Annotated in this window: 18 protein-coding genes; 10 read left to right on the top strand and 8 right to left on the bottom strand. The window is 59.1% G+C overall.

Going from position 1 to position 17,284, the window contains the following annotated elements:
- Positions 1-3: 3 nt before the first annotated feature.
- A complete protein-coding gene (locus tag ACS4NR_RS08570) occupies positions 4-345 on the bottom strand; it encodes a hypothetical protein (protein ID WP_253151762.1) in 342 nt (113 codons plus the stop codon).
- Positions 346-537: 192 nt separating this feature from the next.
- On the opposite strand from ACS4NR_RS08570, the gene ku reads away from it, so the two are divergent.
- Positions 538-1,410 carry a non-homologous end joining protein Ku gene (gene ku, locus ACS4NR_RS08575; protein WP_096796557.1) on the top strand — a complete coding sequence of 291 codons (873 nt, stop codon included), beginning with the start codon at positions 538-540 and terminating at the stop codon, positions 1,408-1,410.
- Positions 1,411-1,561: 151 nt separating this feature from the next.
- Here ku and lpxO read toward each other — a convergent pair whose 3' ends face one another.
- Together lpxO and ACS4NR_RS08585 are read right to left on the bottom strand one after the other, a co-directional pair.
- On the bottom strand, positions 1,562-2,461 hold the full coding sequence (gene lpxO, locus ACS4NR_RS08580; RefSeq protein ID WP_095136757.1) for a lipid A hydroxylase LpxO: 900 nt from the start codon (positions 2,459-2,461) through the stop codon (positions 1,562-1,564).
- A gap of 448 nt (positions 2,462-2,909) precedes the next feature.
- Positions 2,910-3,377: an anti-virulence regulator CigR family protein gene (locus ACS4NR_RS08585; protein ID WP_456019717.1), complete on the bottom strand. Its 468-nt coding sequence runs from the start codon at positions 3,375-3,377 to the stop codon at positions 2,910-2,912.
- Positions 3,378-3,770: 393 nt separating this feature from the next.
- Here ACS4NR_RS08585 and ACS4NR_RS08590 point away from each other — a divergent pair, with 393 nt between their 5' ends.
- Positions 3,771-5,357 (top strand): ABC-F family ATPase, encoded by a 1,587-nt coding sequence (locus ACS4NR_RS08590; RefSeq protein WP_095136059.1) that lies wholly within the window; start codon positions 3,771-3,773, stop codon positions 5,355-5,357.
- Between the two features lie 165 nt (positions 5,358-5,522).
- On the opposite strand, the gene ACS4NR_RS08595 is transcribed toward ACS4NR_RS08590, so the two are convergent.
- Complete coding sequence (locus ACS4NR_RS08595) at positions 5,523-6,458, bottom strand: IS110 family transposase (RefSeq protein ID WP_103369841.1); 936 nt, start codon at positions 6,456-6,458, stop codon at positions 5,523-5,525.
- A gap of 330 nt (positions 6,459-6,788) precedes the next feature.
- Here ACS4NR_RS08595 and ACS4NR_RS08600 point away from each other — a divergent pair, with 330 nt between their 5' ends.
- Positions 6,789-7,976 (top strand): MFS transporter, encoded by a 1,188-nt coding sequence (locus ACS4NR_RS08600; RefSeq protein ID WP_456019718.1) that lies wholly within the window; start codon positions 6,789-6,791, stop codon positions 7,974-7,976.
- A 122-nt stretch (positions 7,977-8,098) separates the two neighbouring features.
- Here ACS4NR_RS08600 and ACS4NR_RS08605 read toward each other — a convergent pair whose 3' ends face one another.
- Positions 8,099-9,136, bottom strand: a complete 1,038-nt coding sequence (locus tag ACS4NR_RS08605; RefSeq protein WP_115984783.1) for an alpha/beta hydrolase family protein — start codon at positions 9,134-9,136, stop codon at positions 8,099-8,101.
- Between the two features lie 239 nt (positions 9,137-9,375).
- Positions 9,376-9,987, bottom strand: coding sequence for an FMN-dependent NADH-azoreductase (locus ACS4NR_RS08610; RefSeq protein WP_456019720.1), 612 nt, complete (start codon positions 9,985-9,987; stop codon positions 9,376-9,378).
- A gap of 125 nt (positions 9,988-10,112) precedes the next feature.
- Between ACS4NR_RS08610 and ACS4NR_RS08615 the strand changes: the two genes are divergently transcribed.
- Both ACS4NR_RS08615 and ACS4NR_RS08620 read left to right on the top strand, forming a co-directional pair.
- Positions 10,113-11,021, top strand: a complete 909-nt coding sequence (locus ACS4NR_RS08615) for a LysR substrate-binding domain-containing protein (RefSeq protein WP_095136065.1) — start codon at positions 10,113-10,115, stop codon at positions 11,019-11,021.
- Complete coding sequence (locus ACS4NR_RS08620; RefSeq protein ID WP_456019721.1) at positions 11,018-11,377, top strand: MmcQ/YjbR family DNA-binding protein; 360 nt, start codon at positions 11,018-11,020, stop codon at positions 11,375-11,377. The genes ACS4NR_RS08615 and ACS4NR_RS08620 overlap by 4 nt, the downstream gene beginning before the upstream one ends.
- Positions 11,378-11,495: 118 nt before the next feature.
- Here ACS4NR_RS08620 and ACS4NR_RS08625 read toward each other — a convergent pair whose 3' ends face one another.
- Both ACS4NR_RS08625 and ACS4NR_RS08630 read right to left on the bottom strand, forming a co-directional pair.
- On the bottom strand, positions 11,496-11,924 hold the full coding sequence (locus ACS4NR_RS08625; RefSeq protein ID WP_095136069.1) for a DUF1294 domain-containing protein: 429 nt from the start codon (positions 11,922-11,924) through the stop codon (positions 11,496-11,498).
- On the bottom strand, positions 11,921-12,751 hold the full coding sequence (locus ACS4NR_RS08630) for an undecaprenyl-diphosphate phosphatase (protein WP_456019722.1): 831 nt from the start codon (positions 12,749-12,751) through the stop codon (positions 11,921-11,923). The genes ACS4NR_RS08625 and ACS4NR_RS08630 overlap by 4 nt, the downstream gene beginning before the upstream one ends.
- Positions 12,752-13,046: 295 nt before the next feature.
- On the opposite strand from ACS4NR_RS08630, the gene ACS4NR_RS08635 reads away from it, so the two are divergent.
- From ACS4NR_RS08635 to ACS4NR_RS08655, 5 genes are all read left to right on the top strand, one after another.
- On the top strand, positions 13,047-14,681 hold the full coding sequence (locus tag ACS4NR_RS08635) for a methyl-accepting chemotaxis protein (RefSeq protein WP_456019723.1): 1,635 nt from the start codon (positions 13,047-13,049) through the stop codon (positions 14,679-14,681).
- A 149-nt stretch (positions 14,682-14,830) separates the two neighbouring features.
- Positions 14,831-15,394: a nicotinamide riboside transporter PnuC gene (gene pnuC, locus ACS4NR_RS08640; protein ID WP_095136075.1), complete on the top strand. Its 564-nt coding sequence runs from the start codon at positions 14,831-14,833 to the stop codon at positions 15,392-15,394.
- Positions 15,391-15,915 (top strand): AAA family ATPase, encoded by a 525-nt coding sequence (locus ACS4NR_RS08645; protein WP_456019725.1) that lies wholly within the window; start codon positions 15,391-15,393, stop codon positions 15,913-15,915. Before pnuC ends, ACS4NR_RS08645 begins: the two co-directional genes overlap by 4 nt.
- Before the next feature lie 335 nt (positions 15,916-16,250).
- Entirely contained in the window at positions 16,251-16,700 is a 450-nt protein-coding gene (locus tag ACS4NR_RS08650; RefSeq protein WP_047598518.1) for a hypothetical protein, read from the top strand.
- A gap of 1 nt (position 16,701) precedes the next feature.
- The gene (locus ACS4NR_RS08655) at positions 16,702-17,274 is read left to right on the top strand and encodes an adhesin (protein ID WP_095136079.1); all 573 of its coding nucleotides are present in this window, start codon (positions 16,702-16,704) and stop codon (positions 17,272-17,274) included.
- Positions 17,275-17,284: the final 10 nt, after the last annotated feature.

Genomic DNA, 17,284 nt, shown 5'->3' on the forward strand with positions numbered 1-17,284 from the left:
TGTTCAACGGTTGCTGTCGCCAGCGCGTGGCGGTGGGTTGGGGATGAATCTGGGTGGCGTACTCGGGACCGAGCGTTGCTGCTGGCCATTGCCGATGCCGCCATTGCCGACAGTGGGCGTACTGGGCACCGGCACTGTATTCGGCCCGCGAATCGCCGGCGCGCTGGGCTGCGTGCCCTGCATGCTGTTGGGATTGGCCCGGCGGATCGGGCTGTTATAGGGATTGTTGCTGGTGCCGGTGGGACTTTGCGCGAGCAACAGCGGCGCGGACAGTGCCTCGACGTCGGCATGCGCCAGGCCTGCCCCAAGAAGCAGAACAATCATGCCGGGCAATATTCGGTTCATGGGGTGGCCTCTCGATGCGCAGGTGTTAGAGCCTTCGAGTCCACGCTACGCCCTGGGTTCGGATTTGTTAACCCATCGCCCTTAAACAAGATGTAACACGGCTTGACCGTCAGCACGGCGTCCCCAGGCAAACGCTGGAAACTTTCGCCACAAGCTGCAGGTCACCTGAACATCACTCGCGGAGGACTCACCATGGCTCGGGCAATCTGGAAAGGCGCGATCAGTTTCGGACTAGTTCATATCCCTGTCGCGCTGGTGTCGGCAACGTCTTCGCACGGTGTGGACTTTGACTGGCTGGACAGCCGCAGCATGGACCCGGTGGGTTATAAACGGGTGAACAAGGTCACCGGCAAGGAAGTCACCAAGGAACACATCGTCAAAGGCGTGGCCTACGAAAAGGGCCGCTACGTAGTGCTCAGCGAGGAAGAAATCCGCTCGGCGCACCCGGTGTCGACGCAGACCATCGACATCTTTTCCTTCGTTGACGCCGAGCAGATTCCGCTACAGAACATCGACACGCCTTATTACCTGGCCCCGGACAAACGTGGTGGCAAGGTCTACGCCCTGCTGCGTGAAACATTGAGCAAAACCAACAAGGTCGCCCTCGCCCGCGTCGTCCTGCACACTCGGCAATACTTGGCGGCACTGATGCCGCTGGAATCGGCGCTGGTGCTGGTCAAACTGCGCTGGCCCCAGGAAGTACGCGGCCTCGACGAACTGGAACTGGGCAGCGAGGTGACCAAGCCGCAACTGGCCAAGGGCGAGCTGGACATGGCTAAACGTCTGGTGCAGGACATGAGCGGTGACTGGAGCCCGGAGGACTACAAGGACGAGTTTGAAGACAAGATCATGGCACTGGTCGAGAAAAAGGCCCATGAAGGCAAGATTGAGGATGTTGAAACCGTGGGTGGCGAGGAGGAGCGCAAATCTGCCGATGTGATCGACTTGACCGAACTGCTTAAACGCAGCCTGGGCGGTAAGGCGCCGGCCAAAGCGAAGGCAAAGGACAAGCCTGCCAGTAAGGCAGCCCCGGCGAGAAAGACCAAAAAGGCTTCGGGAGAGTAAGCATATCCGGTTCCTGTCAGGAAGCTGACAGGTTGGCTTTGAGAGACTCATTGCCAGCGGCGCCCACAGTTGGAATGCATTCTTTCCTGAATTCACATTCCCTGTGGGAGCCAGCCTGCTGGCGATGGCATAAACAGGCGCGGTACAGCCATCAGATCAAGATGAAGATCGCCAGCAAGCCGCCGAAGATCGCCCACTTTTCCATGTAGTAACGCGTACGGTTGCGCTTTTTCAGCTCTTTGCCGCGCAGTCGCACTTTGTAGATTTTGGTAAACAGGCGGTTGATCCCGCCGGTACGGTCGCCCGCATCGTTAGGTGCACCCGCCGCCGACATCACGGTGCGACTGAACCAGCTGTTGAACGCCGCTGCCCAGCGATATTTCATTGGGCGTTCGATGTCGCAGAACAGGATGATGCGGTTTTTGTCGGTGGTGTTTTCGGCGTAGTGGATGTAAGTCTCATCGAACATCACCGCCTCACCGTCGCGCCAATGGTAGCTCTCGCCGTCGACATTGATGTAGCAACCGGCATCGTTCGGCGTGTCGAGACCCAAGTGGTAGCGGTACGAACCCGCATACGGGTCACGGTGACGAACCAGTTTCGAACCTGGTGGCAGTTCGGCGAACATCGCGGCCTTGATCGAACCGATGCTCTGCACCAGTTCTGTGGTGCGCGGACACAGTTTCATCGCCGACGGATGGCTGTCGCCGTACCACTTGAGGTAGAAACGCTTCCAGCCAGTTTTGAAGAACGAGTTGAAACCGACGTCATCGTACTGATTGGAACGCTTGATCTCACCGGCACGCAGCAGGTCCTGACCTTCCTGGCGAATTTCTTCCCAATGCGCCTGCAACGGGCTCAGGTCCGGAAACTCCGACGGATCGAGATACGCTTTGTTCGGCTTCTTCGAAAACAGGTACAGGAAGCAGTTGATCGGCGCCAGGAACGTCGAGTGATCGCTCAACTGCCGGCCCAGTTTGTGGCGCACACGACCACGAAGGTGAACGTATGCAATGGAAATGACATAAATAGCGGCAATGATGAGTTTCACGGAAATCGTCACACGTCAAAAGTGAACAAACTGCGCGCCTGCCGGCCAGAGGCCCAGGGTCTATGCAGTGGCATGAATACAGATACTATCCCGGTGGCACTTCCTTGAGCCCATGCCGTTAGCGGCTATTGGGTAATCGGATGGCATTTTAGCCATACTTTGTAACCAATGGTGAACCTGATCTGTTAAAAACTGTCCGCAGAATCTGCCAAACGGCAGGCGCGACAATACGCTCGTGCAGGTGCAGGAGTGCTGACACAGAGCAAAAACAAACGTTGGAATACGCTTCGGCCGAGGGTCGCTATGCCGTGCCCAGGGTCGAAGACGTGGACGCGCCCAATAGGTTGACCATGGACGCCATGCTGCCTAAGGGCCCCGCCGTCATGATCCGTTACCTGACCTTCGGCGCGGCCTTTGCTGGAGACGCTGCCTTAAAACCGGCAACCGATTAATCGAAAGCGCCATTCAGCACTTCGTAAATAAGCCCGCTCGCAATGGCTACCAGAATCAAGTCCGTGCCCGCCTGCCGCCATTCGTAGCCATCGTAATGAGGCAGGCGCCCCGCCAGTCGCCCATCCAGTTTTTTGGCGATACCCGGCGGCAACGGCTTGCCGCGCGCCAGATTCTTCTGAATGCCGGGAGGCAGTGCCGGACCGGGGCTCCAGTAGTCCCTGTAGCCGTTGAGCACGCCCAGCACACCGCTTCGATCGATCACTGGTGCATAGTCCCGATTGCCCGAGTTGGATCCTTTGTTTTTGCCACCCTGATTGCCGTGACCCTGACTGTTCTGGGAGCCGCCCTTGCCGTTCCCTTTGCCATTACCATTGCCATTTCCCGGATCGGCCAGTGCGGTTATTGAGCTCACCGCCAAAGCCATGCAAGTAACAGACGCAACAAGTAATCGTGTTTTAAACATGACCGTCCTCTCATGAGACATTCCTGTTTGAAATGTAGACGATGTTGCTGGTTTTGGTTGCTCCCTTGATTGCTCCAAGCGCGGGACAAGCCAGTAGCCCGGGCCGACCTCAGCCTTGCGCGGCAATGAACACCGTTACGCAACAGCCTTCAGGTTCATTAGCGTCTGCCATACAACTGCCGCATGACTTATGCGACAATGCGCGCAATGTCTGGCATGAATCCCGCCTTTATTGCCCAACAGCCTGGACACCGCGTCCAGATGCTGCTCTCGCCCCACGCCTGCCGGCTTACCGCCAGCACTGATCGGGTCGAAAAGAAAAAGCTCCAAAATGCCCCAGAAATGGCCCAAGCGCCAAATGTGCGGCTCGCAACCCATTGATAGGTAAAGCAATTGATCTCCACAGCTAACATCACGATGCAGTTCGGCGCCAAGCCGCTCTTCGAAAACGTTTCGGTCAAATTTGGCGCGGGCAACCGCTACGGCCTGATCGGCGCCAACGGTTGCGGCAAGTCGACCTTCATGAAAATCCTCGGCGGCGACCTCGATCCGTCCGGCGGTCAGGTCATGCTCGAGCCGAACGTGCGCTTGGGTAAGCTGCGCCAGGATCAGTTCGCCTACGAAGAATTTACCGTGATCGATACCGTGATCATGGGTCACGAAGAGCTGTGGAAGGTCAAGGCCGAGCGCGATCGCATCTACTCGCTGGCGGAAATGAGCGAAGAAGACGGCATGGCCGTGGCCGAGCTGGAAACCGAGTTCGCCGAGATGGACGGCTATACTGCCGAATCCCGTGCCGGTGAACTGCTGCTGGGTCTGGGTATTCCGCTGGAGCAGCATTTCGGCCCGATGAGCGAAGTCTCGCCAGGCTGGAAACTGCGCGTATTGCTGGCGCAGGCACTGTTCTCCGATCCGGAAGTGCTGTTGCTCGACGAACCGACCAACCACCTGGACATCAACACCATTCGCTGGCTGGAAAACATCCTGACCCAGCGTAACAGCCTGATGATCATCATCTCTCACGACCGTCACTTCCTGAACAGCGTTTGCACGCACATGGCTGACCTGGATTACGGCGAGCTGCGCCTGTTCCCGGGCAACTACGACGAGTACATGACCGTGGCGACCCAGTCCCGCGAGCAACTGCTGTCGGACAACGCCAAGAAGAAAGCGCAGATTTCCGAGCTGCAATCGTTCGTCAGCCGCTTCTCGGCCAACGCCTCGAAAGCCAAACAGGCCACTTCCCGCGCCAAGGCGATCGACAAGATCCAGCTGGCGGAGGTCAAGCCTTCCAGCCGCGTGAGCCCGTTCATCCGCTTCGAGCAGAACAAAAAGCTGCACCGCCAGGCGGTCATGGTCGAAAAAATGGCCAAAGGCTTCGACGGCAAGCCACTGTTCAAGGACTTCAGCTTCCAGGTTGAAGCCGGCGAGCGCGTAGCGATCATCGGCCCGAACGGTATCGGCAAAACCACCCTGCTGCGCACCCTGGTCAACGAACTGACCCCGGATGCCGGTAGCGTCAAGTGGACCGACGCCGCAGAACTGGGCTACTACGCTCAGGACCATGCGCACGACTTCGAAGACGACGTGACGCTGTTCGACTGGATGGGTCAGTGGACACAGGGCGAGCAGATGATTCGCGGTACTTTGGGCCGCATGCTGTTCTCCAACGACGAGATCCTCAAGTCGGTCAAAGTGATTTCCGGTGGTGAGCAAGGCCGCATGCTGTTTGGCAAGCTGATCCTGCAAAAGCCGAACGTGCTGATCATGGACGAACCGACCAACCACCTGGACATGGAATCGATCGAGGCGCTGAACCTGGCGCTGGAAAACTACCCGGGCACGCTGATCTTCGTCAGCCACGACCGTGAGTTCGTATCGTCCCTGGCCACGCGCATCATCGAGCTGAGCGCCAATGGCGTGACTGACTTCAGCGGCACCTATGATGACTACCTGCGGAGTCAGGGTGTGGTGTTCTAAATCGCTGCAGGCTTGAAGAATAGCCCTGTCCTTGTGACAGGGCTTTTTGCATTTCAGGGGCGAAAGCTTTATTGGTTCGACTGCCTTCGCGAGCAAGCCCGCTCCCACATTTTGGAATGCAGTCCCCCTGTGGGAGATTCTATGTTGCTCAGCAACCCTAGAATCTCAAACTGATCGGTATTCGCCCTGATTCTTCATCAGGGTGAATGCCACTCGGCAGAGCTTGCGAGCAAGAGCTACCAATGCCTGTGTTTTCGAGAAGCCTCTGGCCAGGTAAGACTCGTAAAAAGGCTTCCACTTGGTTGAGCGACACGCCGCCATTGCGGCGTTGTAGGCTAATCGACGGATCTCCGGATCTCCTTTTTTGCTCAGGAACCTCGGGCCGTTCTTTTTCCCCGAATCGTCCACCGTCAGATCCATACCCAAAAACGCGATGAACGCGTCGCTGTTGGCAAAGTCACCGCGCATATAGGTCGTTGCCAACCCAGTTGCAGTCAGCTCTCCCACGCCCTCGATTGCTTTGCAGCGGTCAATATTGTCATCAATACCGGCCTCTTTGCTGACTTTGCGCAGCAGTTTTTGAATGACCTTGTCGGATCGCTCGAATGCCTTTTGCTGAGCCGTACGTTCTTTTTTCAGCAAGGGTTCATCGGCCCAGCTCAACATCAGACCCGTATGGTTCTGAATCAGCGTCGCGCGTCTGTGCAGCAAGCTTTTCAGTACGGTGTAGGCTTTAGGAGGCGGATTCCAAAGCCGCAGTTTGCTTTGTTCATTCGTCAGATAGCGTGCGAGCACACGTGCATCGCAGGGATCATTTTTGGCTCGCTGACCGACACCGCGACGATAGTGGCTGACTCGATAAGCATCCACCACATAGACCTGATGTCCCATCGCATGAGCCAGATCAACAGTCTCCAAATGGTAGATATTGGTGGCTTCGACAGCGATAGCGCTTTGCGCGGGCAGAGTTTTGAGCCAACGTTTGAGGGCGGCACGATCATTCTTGACCGCTTCAATAGTTTCCAAGTCGGCGCGATAGACAACGATTTCGGCCTTGGCGATATCGATACCAACAACCGTCTGCGAAGTAAGGATTGTCATGACGAATCCTCGGAGCTAGGGTTTAAGAGCTTGTTGGGGTCTACCGTTGCGCTGGCTTGTCTCTGTCGTCGGTTTACCGATGAATTCCTTATTGGCGCTTTGGGTAGAAGGGGCGGGACGAGAAGTCTCCCACGGTCTGTACTGGTCAGAGTCAGAATCGAGTCTGTAGTCCCGCCCACCCCTTCAAGTCTAAACATACAAGCGAGCCTGCTCGCGAAGAGGCCCTCAGAAACACCACCGACTCCAAGTAAATTAGTTAGCCTGCTTCCTTTTATTTCAACGCCAAGCCATGATGCCGACTCTCCCACCGCCGCCCGCGAACGAGTCCAAATGTCTGCGCAGCAACAGCCTCCGCAAAGCTCCCTGGCGATCACCCTGCAGATCGTTTCCATCGTCTTCTACACCTTTGTCGCCTTCCTGTGCATCGGCCTGCCGATTGCGGTGCTGCCCGGCTATGTTCATGAGCAATTGGGGTTCAGTGCGATCGTTGCCGGGCTGGTCATTGGTTCGCAATATCTGGCCACCCTGCTCAGTCGGCCGATGGCCGGGCGCATGTCGGATACGCTGGGCACTAAACGGGCGATTGTTTATGGCTTGTCGGGGATTGTGCTCAGCGGGCTGCTGACGCTGATCTCCACGCGGTTGCAGGCTTTCCCGATGCCGAGCCTGATCATTCTGATCATCGGTCGGCTGCTGCTCGGCGTTGCGCAGGGCTTGATCGGCGTCGGCACCATCAGCTGGTGCATGGGCCAGGTCGGCGTCGAGCACACGGCGAGGTCGATCGGCTGGAACGGCATTGCCTCCTATGGCGCAATAGCGATTGGCGCGCCACTGGGCGTGGTGATGGTCGCCGACTACGGCTTTGCCAGCCTGGGCATTGCCTTGTCGATATTAGCCGCGGGCGCCTTGGTGTTGATCCGCAATAAACCTTCGGTGCCGGTGGTGCGCGGCGAACGGCTGCCTTTTTGGGCGGTGTTCGGGCGGATTGCACCGTATGGGGCCAGTTTGACTCTGGCGTCGATCGGTTACGGCACGCTGACCACCTTCATCACCCTTTATTACCTCAACCGTGGCTGGAGCGGCGCGGCGTATTGTCTGACGGTATTCGGCGTGTGTTTCATCGTGTCGCGGCTGCTGTTCATCTCGGCGATCAGCCGTTTTGGCGGCTTCAATTCGGCGATTGCCTGCATGAGCATCGAGACCGTCGGGCTGGTGTTGTTGTGGCTGGCACCCTCCACCGCGTTCGCCCTGATTGGCGCAGGGCTGGCCGGGTTTGGCTTGTCGCTGGTGTATCCGGCGCTGGGGGTCGAGGCGATCAAGCAGGTGCCCAGCTCCAGCCGTGGTTCGGGGCTGGGGGCTTATGCGGTGTTCTTCGATCTGGCACTGGCGATTGCCGGGCCGTTGATGGGCGCAGTGGCGTTGAATCTGGGGTATGCGTGGATTTTCTTCAGTGCGGCGCTGTTGTCGGTGATCGGGCTGGGGTTGACCTTGTTGCTCAAGCGCCGCTCGATGTCCTGAAGTTTCGTACAAATCACTGTGGGAGCGGGCTTGCTCGCGAAGGCGGTCGATCAGTCGCTATCTACATTGACTGACCCACCGCATTCGCGAGCAAGCCCGCTCCCACGGGGGAATTGAGTCGTTTATTGATCTGCGGTCTGCATCCCCGCGCGGTTCGGCTTGCCCAGCGTTCGAGAAAAAAACTGCCCGGCTTCGGAAATCAGGTTGCGATGGATATCTTCGCGGTTCACGCCGTCAGCGTCGGTGCACAGCGCCGGCATGGCGCGGATCTGCTCTTCGTTGCACGGCGCCATGAATACGAAGTGCCCTGCCCCGGCCAGCAATTTGAAGTCCGGTGCGGTCGGCAGCTTGCGCGCCAGCGCGGCGGCGTTTTTGTCGAAGGCCACCAGTTTGTCGCCGTCGCCGCTGTACAGCAGCACCGGCACATGCACGTCCGCCAGAGTGCTGCGGCCGAATTTCAGGCTCAGCGGCGCCATCAGCAACAGCGCATGCACGCGCGGATCGGCCACTGGCTGCAGGTCATCGCGGTCGACAATCAACTCGCCCTGGGTGTTGCAGGCATCATGGTCGTCCGGGCGCTCCTGGCAGTACCGGCGCAGGCGATCCAGATCCGGCTGCGCGCCGGAGAGGATCAAAGCAGTTTCGCCACCGGCCGAATAGCCAATCACCCCGACCTGATCAGCGTTGATGAATGGCGAAAGCATCGGGTCGCCGAGGGTGGCGGTGATCGCTTCGGAAATCTGGATCGGCCGCCCATACAGATTGCTCAGGGTGCCGAGGCGGCTGTGGTCCTTGGAGTTGTCGCCGGGATGAATCACCGCGACCACCACAAACCCCTTGCGCGCCAACGAGGTGGCGAGGTCATGCAGCGCCAGCGGCGTGCCGGTGTTGCCGTGGGACAGCATCAGCATCGGAAAGCGACCGATCGCTACCTTGGTGTCAGCGCCTGCCTCGACGGTGTAACCCTCAAGCAGGCTGCTGTGTTCGCGGTCGCTGGAGGGATAGAAGGCGATGGCGCGCATCGGTTGCAGATCCAGCGGATCAAGGAACGTCATCTCGTGGTAACCGACACTCCAGACAGGGTGTCGCCCCGGCGCGGCATGCACTGAATTAACGCTGCCGAACAGGCACATCAGTAACGCTGCACAAAGACGCATCATGGGATGGCCCACCCTGTGTTACTCAATCGAATGATCCTTTGTGCTGCGACACGCCCGAAACCCGGTGGTTCGGTAATCCGGCGCAGCGCTGCACTCAGACGTTGATCGTTTGACTGCATAACCCGGGCCAGATTATGCAACAGTCAGAAACAAAAAACTCCGCATCAGGCCCTTGCAGAACCAGAATACAGAGTTTTTTTGAGGGGCTACCTGAACCGCAGCTGGTCTTTACGCAATGCTTATGCAGCGGCGAACAGTTGCTCGCTGATCTTCGCCTGAGCAGCGCTCATCGCGTTGTTGCGCACTTCATCACCGTAGGCCAGACCTTCGGCACGGACGATTTCGATGTCGGTGATGCCGAGGAAGCCGAGTACCAGCTTCAGATATTCTTCGTGGGCGATGCCGCTCGCCTGACCGGCATGGATGCCGCCGGAGGTGGAGACGATCACCACTTTCTTGCCACCGCACAGGCCTTCAGGGCCGGCTTCGGTGTAACGGAAAGTCTGGCCGGCAACGGCGACGCGGTCGATCCAGGCCTTGAGCTGGGTCGGTACGGTGAAGTTGTACATCGGCGCGGCGATGACGACGGCGTCGGCAGCAATGAATTCGGCCAGGGTCGAGGCGCTCAGCTCGGCTTCGTGCTGTTGTGCGGCGTCGCGCAGTTCAGCGGTGGTACCGGCAGCCACCAGGGTGGTCGACGAGAAGTGGCTGATGGCGTCGGCGGCCAGGTCGCGGTAGGTAACGACAGCAGCAGGCTCGGCGGCTTGCCAGGCTTTGACAACTTGGCTGCTCAGCTGACGGGAAGCGGAGTTGTCGCCCAGAATGCTCGAATCGATGTGCAGCAGTTTCATGTGGAATCTCCTGTAAAGAATCGCCGGCGGCGACGGAATGGAGACAATCCTACGGAAGAAACCAATAGCTGATTAGCCGCCGACAATGCGATAGTTCGTCCCACTGATAGAACGGTGGACTTTTCATGCAGGATCTCAACGATCTCTACTATTTCGCCAAAGTGGTCGAGGCCGGTGGCTTCGCCGCAGCCGGGCGTTTGCTGGGCATTCCCAAATCCCGCCTTTCCCGTCGCATTGCCGAACTCGAAGAGCGCCTCGGCGCCCGCCTGCTGCAACGCACCACGCGCCAGTTGAACCTGACCGCGGTTGGCGAGCGCTACTTGCGTCACTGTCAGGCGATGTTGCTGGAAGCGGAGATGGCCGACGAAGCGGTCGCCAGCATGTCCAGCGAGCCACGCGGCCGCTTGCGGGTGTCCTGTCCCACGGGTCTGGCGCGAGAAATGTTGCCATGGGTGATCAGCGAATTCCTCGGCAAATTCCCTCAGGTGCAACTGGAGGTGGTGTTGCTCAACCGCCGGGTGGATCTGGTCGCTGAAGGCTTCGACGTTGCGCTGCGTGTGCGCGAACTCGGCGATGAAGATCCGTTGCTGGTCACCCGCCGTCTGCGCCAGGCGCAAATGGTCGTGGTGGCCAGTCCGGCCTTTGTCGAGGGCAAGACCATCAGCCAGCCGCAAGATCTGAAGTCGCTGCCGGTGCTCGGCGCACTGGAAGCCGATCGCATGGTCCACGTGCGTCTGCTTGATCAACAGGGCAACAGCGTCGAACTGAACATGGAGGCGCGCCTGGGCATCGATGACTTCATCGTGCGCAAGGCCTGTGTGCTCGCCGGCCAGGGGTTTACCCTGCTGCCGATGATGTATTGCGAAGCCGACCTTGAGAGCGGCGCCCTGGTGCAACTGTTGCCCGAGTGGTCGTTGCCCGGCGGCTGGTTGCAGGCGGTGTATCCGCATCGGCGCGGGGTGATGCCGGCGGTGCGGGCGTGGATCGATCACCTGGTCGAATCGTTCAATGCGTGCGGGGAGCGACTGTTATGAACAAGGGAAAGATGAACGAGGCGGACGTCGCCGCCTTCTGCCTCGCCTTGCCAGGTGCACGGGAGGATTACAAATGGGGCGGCGTGCGGGTGTTCTCGATTGCCGGCAACAAGATGTTCGCCCTGCAAGGGCTGCGCGGGGATTCATTGGCGTTCAAGGTCGACAAGGACCTGTTTCTCGGCCATTGCGACCGCCCGGGGATTCACCCGGCGCCGTATCTGGCGCGGGCGCAGTGGATCATCATGCACCGGCCCTACCCGCTGGGCGCGGAGGAATTGCAGGGATTGCTGCAGCGTTCGCATCAGTTGGTGGTGGGCAAGTTGCCGAAGAAAACCCAGGCTGGATTGTTGCTTTAGCTTTTGCCTTTGGTGGGAGCGGGCTTGCTCGCGAAAGCGGTGTGCCAATGGACGAATATGTTGTCTGACACACCGCATTCGCGAGCAAGCCCGCTCCCACAGGGTTTCTTGTGTTGCTTCAGAACAATGAAAGCAGGTTCGAACCGAGAAACAGCTGGTCGATCCAGAACACCTGATGCAGCGCCACAATCACCCAGAACAGAATCTGAAACGAGACCTTGCGCGTCTTGTGCCGGAATACCTGTTGGGCGATCAGCGCGCCCGGCCAGCCGCCGGCGAGTTCCAGGGCATGGAGAATGTTCTCCGGCGTGCGCCACGCATCGGCGCGGGCCTTGCGTTTGTCCGCCCAGTACATGAAAAACGCCAGCACGCTGACCACGCCATAAGCAGTCAACGGCACCAGCGAGATCCCGCGCAGCCACATCGACAGCGAACCAAACAGTGGCAAGGCGCAGACGATCAGCAGCACTGCCAGTTTCAATTTCAGATGTTGAATACCGCCACGGGACGCGTGTCCATCCGGGCGGCGCGCGCGGGAATCATTCATGGTTTGACCGCCGACCAGTCCACCCAGCCGAACTGCCAGGTCGCCAGAATCACCAGACCAAAAACGATCCGGTACCAGGCGAACGCCGCGTAGCTGTGGCTGGCGATGAACTTGAGCAGACCGCGCACGGCGATCATGGCGAAGATGAACGCGGTGACGAAGCCGATGGCGAATACCGGGAAATCCGCCGGCACGAACAGATCTCGATATTTGTAACCCGAGTACACCGCTGCACCGACCATGGTCGGCATCGCCAGGAAGAACGAGAACTCTGTCGCGGTCTTGCGCGACAGGCCGAACAGCAGACCACCGATGATCGTCGAGCCCGACCGCGAAGTGCCAGGAACCATCGCCAGACACTGGGCGAACCCGACTTTCAGCGCGTCCTTCCAGGTGATCTCGTCCACGGTTTCGGCGTGCACCTCATGCTGGCGACGCTCGGCCCACAACATGATCACGCCGCCCACCACCAGTGCGGTCGCGACGGTGATCGGGTTGAACAGGTATTGGTGAATCAGGTCGGCAAAAATCACCCCCAATACCACCGCCGGCAGAAACGCGATCAGCAGGTTGGCCGTAAAACGCCGTGCACTCGGCTGGGTGGGCAGGCCAATCACCACGTCGAGAATCTTGCGGCGAAACTCCCAGACCACCGCGAGGATCGCGCCAAGCTGAATAATGATGTTGAACGCCATGGCTCGTTCGCCACCGAACTCGAGCAAGTCGGCAACAATGATCTGGTGTCCGGTACTGGAAATGGGCAAAAACTCCGTCAGCCCCTCTACAACTCCAAGAATCAGCGCCTGCAAGGCGGTCCAAAGATCCATCAATCCCCCAAAGAGCGATGCACGCGGGCATGCCCCGATAATATTTTTCTAACGTTCACTGCGTTCAGCGTAGCTGTACCGATTCCGCGCGCACAGGATCCACACGGAACGGTCAAAATTCCGTGAAATATCAACTTGGATTCAGGTTTTCACGCACGGGGCCGAAATCCTAACAGACAAGCCTTGATAGTGCAGCGGCGTTATACGACTTGGGTCGCGTATGCCCGACCACTCAAACGTGGTTGGATGCTGGCGTTGATTTATTACAAGAAAAAGAAATCGGAGTGACAGCGTTATGAACAGCTTGCGCAGTGTGTCGATCAGCCGACGCTTGTGGCTCATTTTGATTGTGGCCGTGGTCATGTTGTTGACCTTGGGCGTGTTGATGCTCAAGCAGATTCACGATGACCTGTATCACGCCAAGGCACAGAAAACCCAGCATGTGGTGCAGACCGCCAGCGGTCTGCTGAGTTACTACCACGACCTGGAAACCAACGGCACTCTGACCCGCGACGCCGCACAGAAACAGGCGCTGACCGCCATTCGTGGCCTGCGTTACGACCAGAGCGATTACTTCTGGATCAACGACCTCACCCCCGTGATGGTCATGCACCCGACCAACCCCAAACTCGAAGGCCAGAACCTCTCGGCGATCCGCGACCCGGACGGTTTCGCGGTGTTCAACGAAATGGTTGCGATCGCCAAAAGCAAAGGCGCCGGCATGGTCGATTACCGCTGGCCCAAGCCCGGTGCCAGCGAGCCGGTCGCGAAAACTTCCTACGTAAAACTGTTCGAGCCGTGGGGCTGGGTGCTCGGTTCCGGGGTTTACGTCGATGATGTGCAGAGCGAGTTCCGCGCTCAGTTGATCAAGGCCTCGGTGATCGGCCTGGTCATCGCGCTGATCATGGCCCTGCTGGTGATATTGATTGCCCGCAGCATCGTCCGTCCGTTGCAGGAAACCGTGAACGCCATGGCCAATATCGCCAGCGGTGAAAGCGATTTGACCCGCAGCCTCGATACCCATGGCCAGGACGAAGTCACGCAACTGGCGCATCACTTCAACGCCTTTACCGCCAAGCTGCGCCGGGTCATCGGTGACCTGCAGGTTTCGGCCAGTGCCCTGGGCCAGTCGTCCAGCGAACTGGGCAACGATGCGACTCAGGCTCAGCAGCGCAGTCAGCAGCAATCGCAGCAGATGGAACTGGTGGCGACCGCGATCAACGAAGTGACCTATGGCGTGCAGGATGTGGCGAAGAACGCCGAACATGCTGCCGCTGAAATGCGCGATGCCGAAGCTCAGGCCCAGCAGGGTCAGATCAACATCGACGGCAGCCTGCAACAGATCGACAAGTTGTCCGCGACCATTGATCAGGCGGTCGAAGTAATTCGCACCCTGGCGGCGGAGAGCACGCAGATTGGCAGTGTGCTGGAGGTGATCCGCTCGATTGCCGAGCAGACCAACCTGCTGGCGCTCAACGCGGCCATCGAAGCGGCCCGCGCCGGTGAACAGGGCCGAGGTTTTGCGGTGGTGGCCGATGAAGTGCGGTTGCTGGCGCAGCGCACGCAAAAGTCGACAGCGGAAATCCAGAGCATGATCGAACGCTTGCAGAATCATTCCGAAGCCGCAGTGAAGGTCATCGGCGACAGCAGCAAGGCCTCGCAACTGACCATCGAACAGGCCGGCCTCGCCGGTGCCAGCCTCAACGCCATCGGCCAGGCCCTGCGCAATCTCAACGGCCTGAACGCTTCGATTGCCAGCGCCACGCTGCAACAGGCGCATGTGGTCGAGGACATCAACCAGAACGTCACGCAGGCGGCCGGCCTGTCTCACAGCACGGCGCTGGCGGCCGAGCAGTCGAGTGTGGCGAGCGTGAAGCTGGGGCAGTTGAGCGAGCAGTTGAACCAATTGTTGCGCCAGTTCCGCGTTTGACACCGTTCCCCTGTAGGAGTGAGCCTGCTCGCGATAGCGTCGTATCAGTCAACCACAGAGTGGCTGAACCACCGCCATCGCGAGCAGGCTCACTCCTACAGGTTTTTCGGTACAATCCGCTCCCTCCTCAACTCCCTCAAGGAACCCCCATGTCCGGGCTTGAACTGTTTGCCGCCGCCCTCGGTGTGATCGCCGTGTGGCTGACGGTCAAACAGAATCCGTGGTGCTGGCCGATCGGCCTGGTCATGGTGTTGCTCTACAGCTGGATCTTCTATGACGTGAAGCTGTATTCGGACATGTTGCTGCAAGTGATTTACGCCGCGCTGCAAGTCTACGGCTGGTGGCAATGGACCCGCGCCGGGACGATGCACGACGGACGTGAAGTCACGCGCCTGGATCAGCGTTCGATTCTGCTCGGCCTGAGTGTGGGCGCACTCGGCAGCCTGCTGCTGGGCGCGGCCATGGCCCACTGGACCGACGCCGCACAACCGTGGCTCGATGCCGCACTGACCGCGTTCAGCCTCGTCGCGCAATTGTGGATGGCGCAAAAACGCCTGCAATGCTGGGCGCTGTGGTTCGTGCTGGATGTGATTTTCGTCGGTCTGTTCCTGTACAAGGGTCTGTACCTCACCGCAGCGCTGTATGCCCTGTTCACCCTGATTGCGCTGCAAGGCTGGCGCGAATGGCGCGCCGATCCGGCGTTGCAGCGATGAAGGTAGTTGTTCTCACCGGCCCGGAATCCACCGGCAAGAGCTGGCTGGCCGCTGGCCTTCAGGCGCGCTTTGGCGGCCTGCGAGTGGACGAATACGTGCGCTGGTTCATCGAGCAGAATCCACGCGATACCTGCCTCAACGACATCCCCGCTATCGCCCGTGGGCAGTTGCAATGGGAAGATCAGGCACGGGCGCAGCAACCGCCATTGCTGATTCTCGATACCCATTTGCTGAGCAACATCCTCTGGAGCCAGACCCTGTTTGGCGCCTGCCCGGCATGGCTGGAACCCGAGCTGCTGGCGCGGCATTACGACCTGCACCTGCTGCTGTCGCCGGAGCAGATCGACTGGACCGACGACGGCCAACGCTGCCAGCCACAACTGAGCGAACGCATGGCGTTCTTTCAGGCCACCCGCGACTGGCTGGAACAGCACGGGCAACCGTTGCAGATCATTCAGGGCGATTGGGATCAACGCCGCGTTCAGGCTTTTGACGACGTCGCGCGGTTATTGGCTGATTGATCCATCGAATAGCTCCGTTCAGGGCGAAAGTGTCCATTCCTGAAACACCTCCCTCAGCGCAAAGCTGCGAGTTCAATGGCCTTCATCGTTTTGTCAGAACATCTGTTACGTCAGTGAAACAGTCTTCGGCAAACCCCTGTTCCAGAGCTTTGCGCCGCCCTTGACCGTGTGGCTGCCTGCCCGACTGTTTCAATGCTGAAACAGCTTTTGTATCAGCGCTGCACGGCGCATCGCCAACCCATTGAAAATCAACAACAACTCAAAAGCGGCACAGCTTTCGCTCTCTCCTTCCCAACGCTGACAAGAGCCAGCCCACTGAAGAAGGAATTGCCGCCGTGGGGAATATCAATAAAGGCCTGACCTGCCTTCTGCTGATTGGATCAGCCGCCAGCACATTCATCAGTTTCAACGTCCAGGCCGAAGGCAATGGCGTGATCGTTCTCAACCGCGACGTCCAGCCCATTCCCATCGGGCGCAGCGGTGGCAAAGACCCCTACCCGACCACAGTCAATGCCAACCCTTCGGCTCGCATCAATCAAGCGATGACCAGCACCGAGCTCGATGACGGTGAATTTGCCAGTGTAGCCAGTGGCTCTTCGATTCGCGGCAATATCACCACACCCACCGCCAACATGCCTGGCATGAACACCCTGACCAATCCCAACGGCCTGCCCGGCATGGGCGGCGGTCACGGCGGTGGCGCGGGCGGTTCGATTTCCAACACCGTCAACCGTGCGATGAGTTCAGGTCTTGCTCCGCTGACCCGCATGGCCGGAGGTCAATGAGATGAATCGTTCCCTTCTGCTGCTTGCCCTCTTCGGCTGCGCCAGCGCCATGGCCGATCCAGGCTCCGTGAATAACGCCGACATCCAGAACAGTGGCATGCAGTACCGCGGCAACTTCAACGTCAACCAGGCCGCCGGCGACCAGATGCAACAGACCAACACCAAGGCGATCGCCATTGGCACCAATGCCAGCGCCACGACCATTGTCAGGCAAAAGCTGGATACCCCCGCCAACCCTTCGATGAACGCCAGCGCCACCATCGGCGGCACCTCTTTCAGTAATGGCAACGGGATTCTGGGCGTGAACCAGGGCGCCGGGGCCAACAACCAGATGGCCAACGTGACGCGCATCAGCATCAGTGCTGCCCCGCAAAGCGTTGACGACAGCGCCCTGTCGCAACAGAACGTGGCGCTTTTACCGAGCTCAGGAGCAACTGGCACCTCACCCGGCAGTCGCCAGGTCACGACAAGTGATCAGGCCTTCACCGGCAGCCGAGGGGTGATTCAGGTGAACCAGAGTGCCGGGGTGGGGAACCGTATGGCTAACACCCTGAGCATCCGGGTCGCTGACTGACCCAAACAAC

The organism is Pseudomonas sp. JQ36 (assembly GCF_053851495.1).

Coding starts and splice junctions, on each gene's coding strand:
- ACS4NR_RS08635 (WP_456019723.1), top strand. CDS start 13,047: ATGAACAGCTTGCGCAGTGTGTCGATCAGCCGACGCTTGTGGCTCATT.
- pnuC (WP_095136075.1), top strand. CDS start 14,831: ATGTCCGGGCTTGAACTGTTTGCCGCCGCCCTCGGTGTGATCGCCGTG.
- ACS4NR_RS08645 (WP_456019725.1), top strand. CDS start 15,391: ATGAAGGTAGTTGTTCTCACCGGCCCGGAATCCACCGGCAAGAGCTGG.
- ku (WP_096796557.1), top strand. CDS start 538: ATGGCTCGGGCAATCTGGAAAGGCGCGATCAGTTTCGGACTAGTTCAT.
- ACS4NR_RS08595 (WP_103369841.1), bottom strand. CDS start 6,458: ATGACAATCCTTACTTCGCAGACGGTTGTTGGTATCGATATCGCCAAG.
- ACS4NR_RS08620 (WP_456019721.1), top strand. CDS start 11,018: ATGAACAAGGGAAAGATGAACGAGGCGGACGTCGCCGCCTTCTGCCTC.
- ACS4NR_RS08570 (WP_253151762.1), bottom strand. CDS start 345: ATGAACCGAATATTGCCCGGCATGATTGTTCTGCTTCTTGGGGCAGGC.
- ACS4NR_RS08615 (WP_095136065.1), top strand. CDS start 10,113: ATGCAGGATCTCAACGATCTCTACTATTTCGCCAAAGTGGTCGAGGCC.
- ACS4NR_RS08605 (WP_115984783.1), bottom strand. CDS start 9,136: ATGATGCGTCTTTGTGCAGCGTTACTGATGTGCCTGTTCGGCAGCGTT.
- ACS4NR_RS08610 (WP_456019720.1), bottom strand. CDS start 9,987: ATGAAACTGCTGCACATCGATTCGAGCATTCTGGGCGACAACTCCGCT.
- ACS4NR_RS08585 (WP_456019717.1), bottom strand. CDS start 3,377: ATGTTTAAAACACGATTACTTGTTGCGTCTGTTACTTGCATGGCTTTG.
- ACS4NR_RS08630 (WP_456019722.1), bottom strand. CDS start 12,751: ATGGATCTTTGGACCGCCTTGCAGGCGCTGATTCTTGGAGTTGTAGAG.
- ACS4NR_RS08600 (WP_456019718.1), top strand. CDS start 6,789: ATGTCTGCGCAGCAACAGCCTCCGCAAAGCTCCCTGGCGATCACCCTG.
- ACS4NR_RS08625 (WP_095136069.1), bottom strand. CDS start 11,924: ATGAATGATTCCCGCGCGCGCCGCCCGGATGGACACGCGTCCCGTGGC.
- ACS4NR_RS08655 (WP_095136079.1), top strand. CDS start 16,702: ATGAATCGTTCCCTTCTGCTGCTTGCCCTCTTCGGCTGCGCCAGCGCC.